Here is a 16,042-nt window from a genome sequence, read left to right on the forward strand (position 1 = left end):
ACTCCCAGATAAATAAGTTATTTCAATTCAAGTACTTTTTTCATTCTGCTTATGGCCTCTTGCAGCAGGCTGGTTTGGGTGCCAAAATTAAGCCTGATAAAACCTGCTCCATCAAAAAAGAACGCTCCTTCCGAAATCCCTACACCTGCTTCTTCCAGTTTCTGCGCAATATTTTCAATGCCAGCCTCCCGAACATCAATCCATGCCAGATACGTTGCGTCCAGAGGTAGCATCTTAAAACCCTTAAAAGTATTCATTTCTTGCAGAATATACGCATGGTTTTTTCGTAAGTAGGCTAGTAGCTGTTGCCTCCATTCTTCTCCGTCACGATACGCCGCCAAAGCGGCTTCAAAGGCATACGCCGAAATCATGGGTTCAAGAATATAGCGCATGGCAGCATATTTTGCCCGTAGTTCGTCGTCAGGAATAACAGCAAACGAGCAGCCTAATCCGGCAATATTAAAAGTCTTGCTTGGTGAAAGAAGCGTTACTGTCTGGCGGGCAATTTCGGGGCTTAAAGTAGCTATTGAAATATGCTGTTTGGTAATATCCAGAATTAAATCACAGTGTATTTCGTCGGCACAAATCACAATATTATTAGCCAGACATATATCGGCCAGTGTCTGTAATTCTTCTCTTGTAAATACCGTTCCCCCCGGATTATAAGGGTTACATAACATAAACACGCGCGTACGTGGCGTAATAGCGGCTTTAATTGCTTCAAAATCGAAAGTCCAGCGATTATCCTCCAGTTGTAAAGGCACTTTCACCAGTTTTTTTCTGGCAGCTAGGGGGGCTTTCATAAAAGGGCCATAAATAGGCACGGTTGTAATAACTTCATCGTCGTCCTGTCCTACACACATACAAGTAAGCGTAAGCCCGGGGACCATTCCGGGTAGCCATACAATCCATTCTTTAGGTACATCCCAATGATGGTGTTCTGCCAGACGCTTTACCGTTACTTCAACAAGTTCGTCAGGTACATGCCAATAGCCCATAACACCTTGTTTGGTTACATTCTCTAAGGCTTCCAGAATAGGCGTTGCCGATTTAAAATCCATATCGGCTACCCATAAAGGAATAATGTCTTTTCCAGCGTATTTATCCCACTTAAAACTGTTGGTGTTAGCGCGGTCAATCAGTTCATCAAAATCGTAAATCATTAATTTTACAGGAGGTTATATTTTTTTCAGAATTTCTTTTACAAGGCTGGCCGAATTATCAGAAGCTATTTTCTTGAAAGTCTGGAAATCGACCGAGGCTTTTTCATTGGCTTTGTCGCTGATACTTCTGATAACCAGAAACGGAACGTGCAATTGCCAGCATACCTGAGCAACAGCTGCCCCTTCCATTTCGGTTGCATCGGCCTGTAAGGTTTTCTGGAAATTCATAACGGCCGTGCTTGATGTTACAAAGGTATCTCCGGTAACAATAGTTCCCACGGTAATGTGTGGCTGTGAACTTTCGGCCGACATTTTTTGCAAATGAACCTCTTTTGAGGCCGCAAGGGCAAGTGTAACCAGCACGGAGTCAGAAGAAAAATAAAGCGGGTTTTGTTGTTTTGTTATAGGGTTACGTGTGGCGTTGGTGCTTAAGCCATCGTTGGTAAGCCTGCCATAATCATGATAAGTAAGCCTGTTTCCAATAACAATATCGCCTTGTTTCAGTGTTTCGCTGATACCTCCGGCAATACCCGTAAAAATAACTGATTGCGGACGAAACTCCTTGATAATAAGCGTAGTAACTACTGCTGCGTTCACTTTGCCAATACCGGTTTCGGTAAGAACCACCTTTTTGCCATTCAGGATACCGGTTTTAAACTGAAACCCCATTATCTCTTTGGTTTTTATATGTGTCATCTGTGATTCCAACAACTGTATTTCTTCAGGCATAGCCCCTAAAATAGCAATGCGTTGCGCCAGTAGAGTGTAAGGTGTAAAGCAAGTAATTAGAACGAATAATAGGTAAATGTATTTCTGTTTCATTGTTGAGAAGTATTAATGACCTAAATATAAAGCCCAAAGCGCAAAAATATCGATGATAACAAGCATCCACGAAACTTCCTTCGGTTGACGGGTGGCTAATTTAATAACTGTCCATGCCAGAAAGCCCCAGATAATACCTTGTGTGATAGAATATGTAAAAGGAATAAGTACCATAGCCAGAAAAGCCGGAATAGCGTCATCTAGCTTGTCCCAATTAATTTTTACAATAGGTTTTATCATAAGCACGCCCACAACAATAAGGGCCGGGGCCGTAGCAATGGCCGGAATAATGCTAAGCAAAGGCGATAAAAACATAAAAGGTAAAAACAGGATTCCGGCAGTAATAGCCGTTAGCCCTGTTCGTCCGCCCTGACTGATTCCTACCGCCGATTCAATATATGCCGTACCCGGGCTAGTGCCTAGCAAGCCACCTAAGGTAGTGGCTACGGCATCGGTCAGTAAAGATTGTTTTATGTTTCGCGGTTCGCCTTCAGCGTCATATAAATCGGCGGCTTCGGCTACGCCTACAAAAGTAGAGAGGCTGTCGAACAAGTCAGTAAAAACAAAAGCAAATATAACAGGTATGAGGCTTATTTTCAGAGAATTAACGATGTCTAACTGGAATAGTAAACTAAAATCGGGGGCTGCAAAAACTCCCTGCCATGTTACCAGTGTTTTCTGTCCGAAATTAACAGCCGAGGCATCGCCCCACCATCGGCCAACAGGAATGGCAAGCAAAGTGGTTAGTAATATACCAATGATAATTCCGCCTTGCACGCGCTTCACTAACATAATCATGGTAATGGCTAACCCAACCAGAAAGGTAATAATGATGGGGTCGTGCAGGTTGGTAACACCCACAATCGTAGCCGGATTAGCTACAATAAACTTGGCATTGGCAAAACCAATAAGTGTAATAAACAACCCGATACCCGCCGAAATAGCATAGCGCAATGGTTTGGGAATAGCCTTTACAATTTGTGAACGGATATTAAAAACCGATAACAAAAGAAACAATACACCCGCCCAGAAAACCGCCCCTAAAGCCACTTGCCACGAAATACCCATCCCTTTTACGGCCGTGAACGTAAAAAAGGCATTCATGCCCATACCCGGAGCTACTACAATAGGGTTTTTTGCATAAATACCCATCATGAGGCTGCAAAAAAAAGAAAGCAGCACTGTGGCAGTAAGCACGCCATTAAACGACATACCCGACTGGCTCAGGATAGCAGGGTTCACCACAATGATATACATCGTAGCCAGAAAGGTTGAAATGCCTGCAAGAATTTCGGTTTTTGGTAGAGGTTTCGGTGGCATAGAGCTAAACTTTTATGAATTGTTTTGCAAGATAAATGGATAAAACTTAATTTTCTGAAAATCTATTCAAAAACACTTATCATTGAACCATGAATCGTAAAGATTTTATTCGTACTTCTGCACTAGCTACTGGAGCGTTAATCTCCCGTCCGTTTATTACCTATGCGTCACAGGCTAAATATAAAACTGCTTTAATTGGCTCAGGCTGGTGGGGAACCAACATTGTGAGAGAAGCCATTAAATCAGGCGAATGCCAGATTGTAGCTATTTGTGACGTAGACGACAGGCAGCTAAAGAAGTGTCAGGACGAAATAGCAAAATTGTGTAACGACCAACCCCGATTATATAAAAACTATCAGGAATTATTGCAGAAAGAAAAACCTGAGATAGTAATTAACGCCACCCCCGACCATTGGCATGCTTTAATTGCTATTGATGCCATGAAATCGGGTGCGCACGTGTATCTGGAGAAACCCATCGGTCATACCATCAACGAGGGTAAAGCCATTTTAAAAACAGCCCGAGATACACAAAAAATATGTATTACTGGGTTTCATCGCCGCTATTCACCGCACAATGTAAGCGGGCAGGAGTTTCTGAAATCGGGTAAGGTAGGAAAAATAAAAGAAGTACGTGCGTTTGTAACGTATGGATTTGGCTCAGGAAATATAACACCCGACGAACCCACTCCGGCAGAAATGGACTGGAATATGTGGTGCGGGCCTGCACCTCTGGTGCCTTATAATCGGTCGATTCATCCAAGAAACTGGCGTAATCACGTGGAATTTGCCAACGGAATGGTAGGAGACTGGGGGCCACATTGGTTTGACCAGATATTGTGGTGGACAGAAGAAATTGCGCCTAAAAAAGTATTTTCAATTGCCAGTGACAAAATAAAGACCGATAATAATAACGCTCCTGAAAGCCAGATTGTAGTTTATGATTTCGAGGATTTTACCTGTACATGGGAACATAGCACGCTGAATGGCCGCCCAACCTCGAAAAGCGAAAATGTAGGGGTGTACTTTCATGGAACAGAGGGGACTTTCCACATGGGCTGGATAAACGGCTGGACATTCTACCCGCGTGACCCAAAAAAAGAAGTTATTCATCAGGACCCAACGTTGAATCTGCCCGACCAACAGAATATCGACCTTGTATTTGCCGATTTACTGAAATCTATCAAAAGCAAGCAATTGCCTTTTGCTGATATTCTGAAAGGCCATAGAGCTACCAACATGAGCTTGCTAGGTATGGCAGCCATGAAAGCTGGCAGAAGCCTAGAATGGGATGCGCAAAAAGAAATTTTTATAAACGACCCAGCTGCTAATAAATACCTGAGCCGCCAGTATAGAAAAGGCTGGGTTTATCCAAAAGCCTGATGGGGCTGTAAACTAGGTATCCTCTTGCTGTGCTGAAAGGCAGGAGGATACCCTAAATCTTTATCACAATCGTATTTTACAGGCTAAATTCTTGTTTGCCATTTAATAAATTTTATCTGATAAAACCTGCCAAAAGTGCCTCAAATAAGGCCACTTGTTAAATATTCTACAATAATTCATGGAAAATGGCGTAATTTGTAAGACAAAACAAAAACTCCACAAATACAGGTATTGAATTTTTGAGAAGTATGATTAACATTTTTGCTTTTTGTTTGAACCTTCTGGTTTTCCAGAAGGATACCTCCGGCATTACTTTTAAAGACTATCAGAACGCCATTAATGCTTATAAACCTCTGTTAGTTGATATCCGCGAATATAAAACCACACCAACCGAAGCCAGAAGCCGTTTCCAAGAAATTGTTTCTACTCTGCGTCAGGCGCATCCTACGGTCAATTATGATTCTGCTCAAGTAAGTATTTTTTTCCCCTTGTTGGGCTTCGATTACAGAGCCGTGGGCGGAAGAATGGGTAGTGGATACCATGCAAAAGGATATGATTTATTCGACCAGAATGCAAAAGGCAGCCATCCGGCACATGATATTTTTATTAAAGATAAAGACCAAGATTGTAAAGACGACCGCACCGGCGACTACGTGAGTATTCTTTCGGTAAGTGATGGCGTGGTAATAGGTACAGAAAACGATTGGCAACCCGGTAGCGAATACAGAGGCGGAAATTATATCTGGATTTATGATACCGTAACCGGAGGGCTATGGTACTATGCCCACCAGAAAGAAATATATGTAAAAACGGGCGATGTGGTAAAGGCTGGTCAGAAAATATCTATTATCGGCCGTACAGGCTATAATGCTTACATGAAAAGGTCGGATACGCACCTGCATTTGACTTATCTGCACATCGATGACGAAGGGAACCCATATCCGGTAAATACTTACGGCTGGCTTAAAAATGCCGTTACGCTGCTCGACCCACGTATTGCAGCCGATTTAAAGCCTTTGGCTATTCGTCTGAATCTGAAAGAGATAAAAACTACACCTAAGAGGATAATTCCTCCGTTGGTTAAAAAAATCACACTCGTAAGTGACACCACACCCACCGAAGATAAAAAGAAAAAGAAACGCTCAAGAGCATAAAATTATAAGCCTGCCTTTATTATGTTGATTCGGGCAGGCAAAAATAACTGCCATAAAATAACTTTTTGTTGCGCAAACCCTGAAAAGTATCTAACTTACCCAAGCTCATTACCCGCTCAATAAAGAATCAAAACCATTTTTAAAAACTACCTGTATGAAAAAAGTATTTTTTCTGTCTGTTTTGATATGTTCTTTTCTGACGGCCTGCCATAATGATGCCAAAGATATAGTAGCCGCCCAATGCTATCAGGACAACCCAATTGAAGAATTGCCTTGGTTAAATGCCGTAGTAACCAGTTTCCAGAAGCCTAAGAGTGGCCCTTTAACGGTTTCTTCTTACAGCTTTAAAAACACGGCTTATCTGGTGGTTGCAAATCCTTCTGTATCTTGTCCGGCTTGTTATATTTATAATTGTGAAGGAAAAACCATCGGGCAGTTAGGCATTAGTTACGAGACTTTCATGAGCGAGGGAAAAACAATTAAAACTTTTCTGAATGCAACGTATTAAATTGTATAGATAGGAAAAAAATCAGGTTTATGATTTGAATAACCGTATCCAGACCATAAACCTGAGTAGCCTTTGTAATTTTATATTATGGAGTAAGCTGGGGTGTTTCTTCCAGAAGGTCTTTTAAGGTGGTGTGTTCATAAACGGCCAGATTTGCATCGCGGACTTTCTCCATAATTGGGCGAATCCGACACGTTACTTCATCATCACAATCATCACATTTACCATAAAAATGTAACGATACACACAACATCGGGGCAATTGGCCCGTCTACAATACGTACAATTTTAGCAATGGTAACCTGCTCTGGTGGCAGCCTTAGCTGATACCCTCCTCCTTTTCCTTTCTGGCTATGTAATATTCCGTTATTGCGTAGTTCAAGTAAGATAGCTTCCAGAAACTTTTTCGGAATATTTTCTTTCTCGGCTATTTCAGCAATAAGTACAGGTTGCTTTGATTCATATCTTTCAGAAAGCAGTTTCAAAGCCTTAAGCGCATATTTTGCTTTTTTCGAAATCATTTATTAGTATGCTGAAGTGATTGTTATTTCATTCAATTGCTCATGAATCAAACAAAAGTAAAATTTTTTCTTGGTTTTGCAATAAATGTATAGTTCCATTAGTTTTAAAAGCCACCGAAACCCTTATCAACAGCTAATTTAATCATTTTTTTATAAAATAGCTAGCCTTCGCCTGTGTAGGCACACCCGTTACCGACAAGCCTTCTAGCGATACATTTACGGTTGTTTCGGCATTGGAATTAAAAAAAGTAAGGCTTGCTTTGCCCTCTGCATTGGTTTGTATCATAGGAGCCCAATGAATAGTTGAGCGATAATCTGGCCGGTTAATAGGCTGAAAATCTTCCAGACTGGCTTCCTTATAATTGGGAGAATAAAATTCTTTTGGTACTGCATAACCATTAATTTCGGCTATTTCTATGCCCGGAGCTTTGTCTTTCCCCCAATCGTAATCGCTGTTTCCGCGTTTGGTTAATACCGAAATAACGCCATTGCCCCCCCTCGACCCATAAATGGCTGCATTTGCTCCTTTCAGGATGTCAATTTTATCAACATCCGATACCGGAACTGATAAAATCACAGACTTGTCTGTTATCATGCCGTCCAGCAGGAATGTAGGTTCTGACGAGCCACTCAATGAGCCAATCCCTCTGATAATCACAACGGGGTCCATGGCATTGCCCATTACCTGCACACCCGGTACACGCCCTCTGAGCAGGTCAAGCACATTGCCATAACTTTGCATTTGTGGGGTTATTTTAATGGTATTTGAAGCATCCGAATACAGTACGCGGCCATCACGCATAGCGGCCTCTCTTTTAGCTTTCACAACTACTTCTTGCAGTAGTTGCTCTTTACGGGCTTTTATCATGCGTTCGATAGCAAGGTTTTCTTCGGTGCGTCGGAGGTAATCGGCTAAATCTTTTTCATCGAACGTAACCGGATTAAACGGAATAGTTACTACCTGTAATTTAGGAGCCGGAAGTTTATTAATAAACACTTTCGTGTTCCGGTTTCCTTTTCCGGCAACGGCCTGCACCATCAGGTTTGCTTTTCCGTTAAAATCAAGACCGTTCAACGAGAAAGTTCCGTCTATGGCTGCTTCGCCCATTCCAATCCTACGTGTTTTATCTTCCATAAACATGACAAAAGTAAGGCTTATGGGTTTTTCAAACATTTTTCCGTTAGGTCGTGTAATTTCGCCCGACAAGCTAAGACCCTTTTCAATCATAAATTTGGGCTGTGGTAATTCGGGTTTTAGCACATCTTCCCATCTGAAACGTCGCCAGCCTTGCGTCATCAATAAAATGTCCAGATGCCGGCTTATTTCCTGACTTCGTGTAGCAAAATAATAGTCAGGTTTTTCAATCGCTCCTTTTACTTCTGAGCTAAGTAACAAATAATTTAAAATATTATCGTCGTAAGTGGGCTGCAATACCTGTTTGGCATCCGAAACCACAACCGAAAAATTACCTTCTATGGGGTCGCCGTCCGAGTCTTTGGCTTCAATGTTAAGTTTTACTTCCTCTTTAGGCAGGTACGATGCTTTATCTGGTGTAATATTAATTGTCAGGAAGTCATTTTTATTAATAAATATCAATCGTTCGCAACGAGGTTTTCCGGTTTCGTCGAAAACAGTAAACTGGCTAATTCCTTGCGGAAACTTCTCTTTGGGTATCTTCACAAACATAGCCTTGTTGCTGACGGGTGTCTTAGCTAGGTAGCAAACCTTCCCCTGCGACTGCCCCAATACAACCATGTAGCCACTATCTTTAGGTTTGGTATAATTATGCCCTGCATATACACGGATAAACTTATCGTCCATAACCGATTCTATACCCATAATATACCCTTCTTTTTCTATATTAGGTAAAGCTACTTCTTTTTCAAATACCTGACGATATTTGACTTTAGCCGTATAGGTTTCATTGGGTTCGGCCTTAAAAGTAAATACCCCCATACCCAGATGCTCGCTTTCAAAGCGTAGTAGGGTATCGCCTGTTTTATTTATGATTATGCCTTTTACATCAACGCCATTACCCTGCATATCGGTAGCTTTAAAAGCAACCTTGTTTTCCATTCCTTCTATAATCTGGCCTCCTTCTGGAAAAAACTGGAAGGCTATTTCCTGCGCATCGTATTTCACAGGAGCTATGGCTTCGCCCGACTTATGCACTTTAATGTCTTTGCTAAAAAAAAGGCTTTCATCAAAGTTACGCATCCAGTTAGTGTAAGCTCTTAAACGATAATATCCGGCATGAAGGCTATCAGAAAGCTCAAAATCACCTTGAGCCATGCCTTGTTCCAGTTTCAGTATTTTCGTATCAATAATTTTACCTAACTGATTATCTATCAGTTCTACGTAAAGAGGCACACTGGCCGAGTCAAGCGTATTGGTTGCGGCTTCAATAAGGTAGGCTTTAAGCCAGATTGTTTCTCCGGCAGTATAATAAGGTTTGTCCAGATGCAGGTAGGCTTTTTCTTGCGGGTAAGTACTAGCATAGGTATTGAATTGCTCATAAATCTGTTTTGAAATATCGTCTTCAAAAGTAAAAGCCAGAAATATAGTCAGAGCAGCAAAAATTGACAGCAATTTTTTCATAATTTAAAATAAGGTTATAGCGTGAATAAATGGATTGTTATGTTGTGTTATTACTTACGTTTTCATTATAACGGTGTAAGTTCCAATGCCGTGCATAACTGCTCAATTCATGATGTTTTTGATGCTGGTTGTTATCATGGTTAGCTATCGTAATCGCAATAGTACCACCACGAGCAGATGCTTCACTCGTATTGCCTTACTTGCGCTGTGAAGAAACTTTGGGCAAAAAAGGCCACACTTAAACACAGCAAAAGACATAAACGGCAACATTTGATGAAGTATCTGTCTTGTTTGGAACAAAAATATAAAATTGTATCAGTATTTGTTCGGAAAAGGTATAAATCGTAAATAATACTGAAATAGTAAAAGTTGAGCCAGTATTTTCCTTTATTTTTTATAAATGACTGATAATAAGTTATTTACTACTTTATGACGGTTTGTTTGAGTAAGTAAAAATGCTAAGTAATTGAAAAAGAATTACTTAGCACCCTCAGTAATGGCATATATAAATGCCAAGCAGAGCCTAATTGGCCCGCCAGATAATTTTCTTTAAATTATTCTTGACTGGTATTATTTTTTTTACTATGTTAGTTCAAAGATTAGTTCTTTGACACGTCAGATTCAACAGTCGGGTATCGGGGTAAACCTGCTACAAAACTTACTTTTGAATCTGAATAGTTTATTTATTTTTAACTTTAAATTAGGGAGTTATGAAGATTCATGTGCATGCAGTCCATTTTGATGTCGACCCTAAATTAGTCGGCTTCATTCAAAACAAGTTAAATAAATTAGAAACCTTTTACGACAGAGTAACAAGCGGTGAAGTGTTCTTGAAATTAGGAAAAGGTGAAAAAAGTAAAGTTCATAAAAAGCACATAGAAGTTAAACTGAATGTCCCTGGTCAGATAATCTTTGTTGAGGAGAAAGGAGATACCTTTGAAGAGGCCACGGATATAGTACTTGAGGCGTTAAAAACCAAACTTAAGAAATTTAAAGACAAGAAAAATATTGTTGAACACAAAAAACCAGAATTAGCTACAACAGAAGAACTCGTGGAAGATGAATATTAATCAGATTCTTCTACTCAAAAAAGCGGCAGTCTCTTATCAGGTTGCCGCTTTTTTTATGTGCTAAACTGGTTCATCAACTCGATTTCCATCCAAAAAAAATCCGAGTATAGCCCTCTTTCTGGCAACTCATCATTTATTGTTTTGCATTGTAGCGAAATATAGATTTAATTTAACTAAAATTAAATCATTGAAATGCCAACTTACGGACAAATTAAACGACAAATTGACCTGAACCCTTTTGCCCTGCTAATGCTGCGTAACGAACTAAAAGCCTTACCTGCTATTATCAAGGAAAATGAATATATCGATGCCTCAGTGCATGGCTACTGGAACACCCGCCATGTGTTACTATTGGCTACAACTCAACGTATTTTGCTTGTTGACAGCGACCAGTACGGCGATGTTGAAGTGATAGAGTTTCCGTACGACCAGACAGTATCAGTACGTTGCCCCACACCCGATTCGGTGGTTTTCGGAACAGCAGAAAGAAAAGTAAGAGTTGATAATACCATAGAAGAATACATAGCGGCATTTTATAAAGTAGTTAAAGACAGGTTAGACGGAAAAGAGCCTCAGATTTACCGCGAAAAAGATATTTACTCACAACAGGAACAACTCCAAGAAGAACCGTCAGGGCAGCGGCAAGAAGAATATACCAGTAATCCGTTTCATGTAATTCTCAAAGGACTAGATGGGCTAACCAAAATGATAAGCCCTGACGTAAAAGTAAATCAGCCGGAAAAACCTGCACAAACAAATAGTACCGCGCCAATACCTGCACAGCCAGAGCAAACCCTCGACGAGCTATTGGCAGAATTAAATGCTTTGATAGGGCTACAAAACGTAAAAGATGAGGTAAGTAGTCTGGTAAATGTACTGAAGATTGAAAAAATCAGAAAAGAGCAGGGGATTAAAGTGCCTGAACGTTCTTTGCACATGGTTTTTCATGGGAATCCGGGCACCGGAAAAACAACTATTGCCCGCCTACTGGCAAAGATATTTAAGGCACTGGGGCTACTAAGCAAAGGGCATTTGTACGAAACCGACCGAAGCGGGCTTGTAGCTGGTTATACTGGGCAAACTTCGCTAAAAACTATGGAGGTTTGTCAGAAATCATCGGGCGGCATTTTATTTATTGATGAAGCCTATGCCCTGAATACAGACGACACCTATGGCCCGGAGGCTGTTAATACCATTGTGAAATATATGGAAGACCACCGCAACGACTTTGTGGTAATTGTGGCTGGCTATGAAGAGAAAATGAATGAGTTTATTAACTCAAACCCCGGCTTGCATTCACGATTTAACAAATACATAGGGTTTAAAGATTATACGCCTGAAGAAATTCTGGAGATATTCCTTTTGCAGGCGCAAAAAGTGCAGTTGAAGGTAGACGAAGCGGCCCGAAAAAAGGTATACAAGCTCTTCAAAAAGCTATACGAAGACCGAGATTCTTCGTTTGGAAATGGGCGGCTTGCACGAAATATATTTGAAAAAACTTACGAAAAACAAGCCAATAGACTGGTTAAGGAAGGGCCTGACAAAGCCGATATAAGTCTCATAAAAGAAGCCGACATTCCTGTAATGGAAGACTAGGCGTATCCTTGAAATAAGCCTATTATCCGTGCCAGTATCCATTACTAAAAATGTTGAAGCAAGGTGTTGCTAAAAATGTATTTTTGTATGATTAAACGAGAATACCATGAGGAATACGTTCAACTATTTTAAAAGAATATTCACTAATAAAATTGAAATATTAGAGAAGGAAGCAGAAGTCGGACACGTACAGTTCAACAACTTCAAAACAGAAGTAACCGGAGAGTTTAAACACAAAATATACTCATTCAAGAAGAAAGGTTTCTGGAGTTCGGGCTATGATATTTACAGAAAAGATAACGAACAACTAATTGGCGAGGTTGTAATTTCGAATTGGAAGAAAAAAGCTGAAATTACGCTGATAAATGGAGAAAAGTTTGTGATGGAACCAAAAAATTTCTGGGGTACACAATGGCGCATTGATGACACTAACCGCGAAGTAATGAATTTCCAGCAAACCAAAAAGTTTTTTGCCAATGAAGGCTCTATCAATGCCGAAGTGAACGACAACGAAAAAATGGGGTTACTGGTGTTATTGGGCATTTTCGTGAACTTTCTGTATCAAAGAAGAAGTGCCGCGGCTGCTAGTTAAACGGGCTATTAAGCCTTTAATAATGAAATTTGGTAAGAGGTTGGTAGCAATATCAGCCTCTTTTTTATTACCAACTGCTCAGTAATTTTTTATATAGGTGTTGTAATAAAGTTTTAGTGTTGTTATAAATGCTGCAACGTAGGCAGAAAACCAAACGAGATGCTTTACAGGTATAGCTTCGTCGCAGATATGCCTGATACATCATAAAGACCAAACCAGCCCGACTGTATTTCGGGCCAATATTGGGCAAAATCATACAGAATTTTAAACCAACCTAGGATAAAATAAGAATATTGCTAAATATCAGATAAAACTAAAGCATACCATCGGGGTTAGGAACAAAATTCAGAAAAGAGTCTGTATGTGTATGGTATTTTTCTGTATCTAGCTTATACAGAAATGCACCTTTCTTTGAAAAACCTTTCTGTTTTTCTTTCAACTTGATAAGTAAACCCGTGGAAAGTATTTTCCGGCTGAAATTCCGTTTGTCGAAATTGCTGCCATAAATTGCTTCATATAGTTTCTGAATTTGCGGAATAGTAAAGGTTTCGGGCATTAACTCAAACCCGATAGGGTGGAATGCCGCTTTGTAGCGCAGGCGTTCAATGGCCATTTTTATCATATTGGCGTGGTCGAAGAGCAAATCGGGTAGGTCGTGCATCGAAAACCACTTGGCATGATATGTATCTGAAATCTTTGTTTCGTAATCTTTTACGTTTACCAAAGCATAATAAGCAACTGCTACTGTTCGTTCAACGGGGTCACGATTAGGGTCACCAAAGGCCCATAACTGCTCAAGAAATACGTCTGTAAGGTTTGTTAGTTCAAATAAAATCCTGTTGGCGGCTTCGTCCAGACTTTCAGAAGGCTTGAGCCATCCACCCATCAACGACCACGTGTCTTTGTCTGTCTGAACACCACGTTTTACCAGCAATAATTTTAATTCTTCTCCATCAAATCCGAAAATAATCGAATCAAGTGCCACCAGACACTTAGTTTGTTGTTTGTAAAGTTCTAACATCTCAGCGATTGAGCTTGTAGGGTTGCCTGCTTTAATAAAATAATTTAATAACAATATTAGGAAAGTGTATGCCCTTGCACAACAAAAAAGAATATTTTCTATAAAAAAGTCCTAGTTTTGTCATAAAAAACGAATGTCATTGCTCAAAATACAGAATTTATCTAAGTCTTTCGAGGATAAAAAAGCCATTAGCCATATTACGTTTACATTAGAGAAAGGAGAAATTCTGGCAATTCTGGGCGAAAGCGGGTCTGGTAAAACCACCTTACTGCATTTAATAGGGGCCTTGCACGAGCCAGATTCCGGCACTTTACTTCTGGAAGATAAAAGAATTAGTCCACCATCAGAAAAACTCATTGCGGGGCATCCTGATATTAAGCTGGTAAGGCAGGATTACGGCCTTTTTCCGAATATTTCTCTAAGAGAAAACATTGCCTATGAATTACGTTATTATGAAGAAAACTACCGCAATAAACGTGTAGATAAATTACTGAAACTGAGTGGCCTTGAAAAAGTACAGTCTCATTTACCCCGTGAAGTATCAGGTGGCGAGCAGCAACGTGCCGTAATTGCCAAAGCCATTGCCGAACAACCTAAATTATTACTGCTCGACGAGCCATTCAGCCACTTAGATGCCGTAAATAAACGCAGGTTAAAAATTGAGATTCTGCGCCTTATTAAAGCCGAAGAAGTAAGTTGCATTTTTGTAACGCACGATGTAAGCGATGCCTACGGCATGGCCGACAGGCTGGCCGTTATGCGTAAAGGCAAAATTCTGCAACTTGCCACCCCTCAGCAAATATATCAGGCACCAATAAACCAGTATGTGGCAGAAATTACCGGCGAAGTGAATGTAATTGCACAGGATTTACAGCAAAAAATCGGTCTGCCGAATACAACAGGCACATTTTTACGCCCCGAACAAATTGCGGTTGCTGCTACTTCTACCATCAGAGCTAAGGTAATGGGCATCAAGTTTTTAGGAAACTACTACGAAGTACTATTAAAAACAGAAGGGTATGAGCTAAAGATGTTCAGCTTTGAACCCTTACCAATAAATGAAGAAATCGGAATCGCCATCAGGCCCAAAGTATAGTTTCTCAATCAGGAAGCTATACTTTTCAAAAAACCTCTCTAACTTTGTCTAAAAAACTACTCTATCTTAAAAGCAATGCAGAAAATTCTTTTTATTGACCGCGACGGTACTATTATTGATGAGCCTAAAACAGATTTTCAAATAGATTCTCTTGAAAAATTATTCTTTCTTCCTAAAACCCTTTCTAACCTTCGGAAAATTGCTGAAGAAACAGATTACAAACTCGTAATGGTAACGAATCAGGACGGTTTAGGAACAGAATCTTTTCCGGAAGATACTTTCTGGCCAGCACATAATAAAATGCTTCAGGCACTTGAAAACGAAAATGTTCGTTTTGAGGCCATTCATATAGACCGTAGTTTTCCGCATGAAAACCTGCCTACGCGCAAACCTGCCACAGGTTTGCTGACCGAATATATCAATGGAGATTACGATTTAACTAATTCTTATGTAATTGGCGACAGAATAACTGATATTCAACTGGCGGTAAACTTGGGGGCTAAGGCCATATTTATAGGCGAAACACCCGCACTTACCCCTGAACAGGAAAATGCTACGGCATTGGTAACAACAGATTGGGACAGTATTTATGAGTTTCTGAAATTGCCGCCGAGAATTGCTACTATTGAACGTAATACCAAAGAAACCCAGATAAAAATTGAACTCAATCTGGATGGAAAAGGGAAGTCAGATATTCATACAGGAATCGGGTTTTATGACCACATGCTCGACCAACTGGCCAAGCATTCAGGGGCTGACCTGAGTATTCATGTAGCCGGAGATTTACATATTGATGAACACCATACCATCGAAGATACCGCGCTGGCTTTAGGAGAAGCCTATCTGAAAGCACTGGGCGATAAAAAAGGTATTTCGCGTTACGGGTTCCTGTTACCTATGGACGACGCACTGGCGCAGGTAGCCATCGATTTCTCGGGTCGCCCGTGGCTGGTATGGGATGCCGAGTTTAAGCGTGAGAAAGTGGGAGAGATGCCCACAGAAATGTTTTACCATTTCTTTAAATCATTTTCGGATACTTCTAAATGTAACCTCAATATAAAGTGCGAAGGCCAAAACGAACACCATAAAATTGAGGCTATTTTTAAGGCGTTTGCCAAGTCAATAAAAATGGCAGTTAAACGTGACCTCAAAGAACTCGACAGCCTTCCAAGTACAAAAGGAGTCTTATAATTTGTTGC

Annotated in this window: 14 protein-coding genes; 8 read left to right on the top strand and 6 right to left on the bottom strand. The window is 40.4% G+C overall.

Features of this window, described 5'->3' with window-relative positions; translation table 11 throughout:
• Nucleotides 1-17: 17 nt before the first annotated feature.
• Genes WAA15_RS11360 through WAA15_RS11370 form a run of 3 tightly spaced genes read right to left on the bottom strand, consistent with a single transcriptional unit; the run spans nt 18 to nt 3,305 of the window.
• On the bottom strand, nt 18-1,163 hold the full coding sequence (locus tag WAA15_RS11360) for a MalY/PatB family protein (protein WP_337042864.1): 1,146 nt from the start codon (nt 1,161-1,163) through the stop codon (nt 18-20).
• 15 nt (nt 1,164-1,178) lie between these two features.
• Nucleotides 1,179-1,985, bottom strand: a complete 807-nt coding sequence (locus WAA15_RS11365) for a 5'-methylthioadenosine/adenosylhomocysteine nucleosidase (protein WP_337042865.1) — start codon at nt 1,983-1,985, stop codon at nt 1,179-1,181.
• A 12-nt stretch (nt 1,986-1,997) separates the two neighbouring features.
• On the bottom strand, nt 1,998-3,305 hold the full coding sequence (locus tag WAA15_RS11370) for an NCS2 family permease (protein ID WP_337042866.1): 1,308 nt from the start codon (nt 3,303-3,305) through the stop codon (nt 1,998-2,000).
• Between the two features lie 89 nt (nt 3,306-3,394).
• Here WAA15_RS11370 and WAA15_RS11375 point away from each other — a divergent pair, with 89 nt between their 5' ends.
• From WAA15_RS11375 to WAA15_RS11385, 3 genes are all read left to right on the top strand, one after another.
• A complete protein-coding gene (locus tag WAA15_RS11375; RefSeq protein ID WP_337042867.1) occupies nt 3,395-4,687 on the top strand; it encodes a Gfo/Idh/MocA family protein in 1,293 nt (430 codons plus the stop codon).
• Nucleotides 4,688-4,959: 272 nt separating this feature from the next.
• Nucleotides 4,960-5,841, top strand: a complete 882-nt coding sequence (locus tag WAA15_RS11380; RefSeq protein WP_337042868.1) for a M23 family metallopeptidase — start codon at nt 4,960-4,962, stop codon at nt 5,839-5,841.
• 154 nt (nt 5,842-5,995) lie between these two features.
• Nucleotides 5,996-6,349, top strand: coding sequence for a hypothetical protein (locus WAA15_RS11385; protein WP_337042869.1), 354 nt, complete (start codon nt 5,996-5,998; stop codon nt 6,347-6,349).
• An 85-nt stretch (nt 6,350-6,434) separates the two neighbouring features.
• On the opposite strand, the gene WAA15_RS11390 is transcribed toward WAA15_RS11385, so the two are convergent.
• Together WAA15_RS11390 and WAA15_RS11395 are read right to left on the bottom strand one after the other, a co-directional pair.
• Nucleotides 6,435-6,869 carry an RrF2 family transcriptional regulator gene (locus tag WAA15_RS11390; protein ID WP_337042870.1) on the bottom strand — a complete coding sequence of 145 codons (435 nt, stop codon included), beginning with the start codon at nt 6,867-6,869 and terminating at the stop codon, nt 6,435-6,437.
• A gap of 142 nt (nt 6,870-7,011) precedes the next feature.
• Complete coding sequence (locus WAA15_RS11395; protein ID WP_337042871.1) at nt 7,012-9,468, bottom strand: TonB-dependent receptor plug domain-containing protein; 2,457 nt, start codon at nt 9,466-9,468, stop codon at nt 7,012-7,014.
• A gap of 710 nt (nt 9,469-10,178) precedes the next feature.
• On the opposite strand from WAA15_RS11395, the gene hpf reads away from it, so the two are divergent.
• The 3 genes from hpf (at nt 10,179) to WAA15_RS11410 (ending at nt 12,726) form a co-directional block, all read left to right on the top strand.
• A complete protein-coding gene (gene hpf, locus WAA15_RS11400; protein ID WP_337042872.1) occupies nt 10,179-10,538 on the top strand; it encodes a ribosome hibernation-promoting factor, HPF/YfiA family in 360 nt (119 codons plus the stop codon).
• 192 nt (nt 10,539-10,730) lie between these two features.
• Nucleotides 10,731-12,134 carry an AAA family ATPase gene (locus tag WAA15_RS11405; RefSeq protein WP_337042873.1) on the top strand — a complete coding sequence of 468 codons (1,404 nt, stop codon included), beginning with the start codon at nt 10,731-10,733 and terminating at the stop codon, nt 12,132-12,134.
• A gap of 106 nt (nt 12,135-12,240) precedes the next feature.
• On the top strand, nt 12,241-12,726 hold the full coding sequence (locus tag WAA15_RS11410) for a hypothetical protein (RefSeq protein ID WP_337042874.1): 486 nt from the start codon (nt 12,241-12,243) through the stop codon (nt 12,724-12,726).
• 313 nt (nt 12,727-13,039) lie between these two features.
• Here WAA15_RS11410 and WAA15_RS11415 read toward each other — a convergent pair whose 3' ends face one another.
• On the bottom strand, nt 13,040-13,747 hold the full coding sequence (locus tag WAA15_RS11415; RefSeq protein ID WP_337042875.1) for an NUDIX hydrolase: 708 nt from the start codon (nt 13,745-13,747) through the stop codon (nt 13,040-13,042).
• A 133-nt stretch (nt 13,748-13,880) separates the two neighbouring features.
• Here WAA15_RS11415 and WAA15_RS11420 point away from each other — a divergent pair, with 133 nt between their 5' ends.
• Nucleotides 13,881-14,843, top strand: coding sequence for an ABC transporter ATP-binding protein (locus tag WAA15_RS11420; protein ID WP_337042876.1), 963 nt, complete (start codon nt 13,881-13,883; stop codon nt 14,841-14,843).
• Nucleotides 14,844-14,918: 75 nt separating this feature from the next.
• The gene (gene hisB, locus WAA15_RS11425) at nt 14,919-16,034 is read left to right on the top strand and encodes a bifunctional histidinol-phosphatase/imidazoleglycerol-phosphate dehydratase HisB (protein WP_337042877.1); all 1,116 of its coding nucleotides are present in this window, start codon (nt 14,919-14,921) and stop codon (nt 16,032-16,034) included.
• Nucleotides 16,035-16,042: the final 8 nt, after the last annotated feature.

Origin of the sequence: Emticicia sp. 17c (genome assembly GCF_037153985.1) — a bacterium.
Taxonomy (GTDB): domain Bacteria; phylum Bacteroidota; class Bacteroidia; order Cytophagales; family Spirosomataceae; genus Emticicia.

What these genes read in the sequence shown, in the direction of transcription:
- WAA15_RS11360 (WP_337042864.1), bottom strand. Translation starts at nt 1,163, where the DNA reads ATGATTTACGATTTTGATGAACTGATTGACCGCGCTAACACCAACAGT.
- WAA15_RS11365 (WP_337042865.1), bottom strand. Translation starts at nt 1,985, where the DNA reads ATGAAACAGAAATACATTTACCTATTATTCGTTCTAATTACTTGCTTT.
- WAA15_RS11370 (WP_337042866.1), bottom strand. Translation starts at nt 3,305, where the DNA reads ATGCCACCGAAACCTCTACCAAAAACCGAAATTCTTGCAGGCATTTCA.
- WAA15_RS11375 (WP_337042867.1), top strand. Translation starts at nt 3,395, where the DNA reads ATGAATCGTAAAGATTTTATTCGTACTTCTGCACTAGCTACTGGAGCG.
- WAA15_RS11385 (WP_337042869.1), top strand. Translation starts at nt 5,996, where the DNA reads ATGAAAAAAGTATTTTTTCTGTCTGTTTTGATATGTTCTTTTCTGACG.
- WAA15_RS11390 (WP_337042870.1), bottom strand. Translation starts at nt 6,869, where the DNA reads ATGATTTCGAAAAAAGCAAAATATGCGCTTAAGGCTTTGAAACTGCTT.
- WAA15_RS11395 (WP_337042871.1), bottom strand. Translation starts at nt 9,468, where the DNA reads ATGAAAAAATTGCTGTCAATTTTTGCTGCTCTGACTATATTTCTGGCT.
- hpf (WP_337042872.1), top strand. Translation starts at nt 10,179, where the DNA reads ATGAAGATTCATGTGCATGCAGTCCATTTTGATGTCGACCCTAAATTA.
- WAA15_RS11405 (WP_337042873.1), top strand. Translation starts at nt 10,731, where the DNA reads ATGCCAACTTACGGACAAATTAAACGACAAATTGACCTGAACCCTTTT.
- WAA15_RS11410 (WP_337042874.1), top strand. Translation starts at nt 12,241, where the DNA reads ATGAGGAATACGTTCAACTATTTTAAAAGAATATTCACTAATAAAATT.
- WAA15_RS11415 (WP_337042875.1), bottom strand. Translation starts at nt 13,747, where the DNA reads ATGTTAGAACTTTACAAACAACAAACTAAGTGTCTGGTGGCACTTGAT.
- WAA15_RS11420 (WP_337042876.1), top strand. Translation starts at nt 13,881, where the DNA reads ATGTCATTGCTCAAAATACAGAATTTATCTAAGTCTTTCGAGGATAAA.
- hisB (WP_337042877.1), top strand. Translation starts at nt 14,919, where the DNA reads ATGCAGAAAATTCTTTTTATTGACCGCGACGGTACTATTATTGATGAG.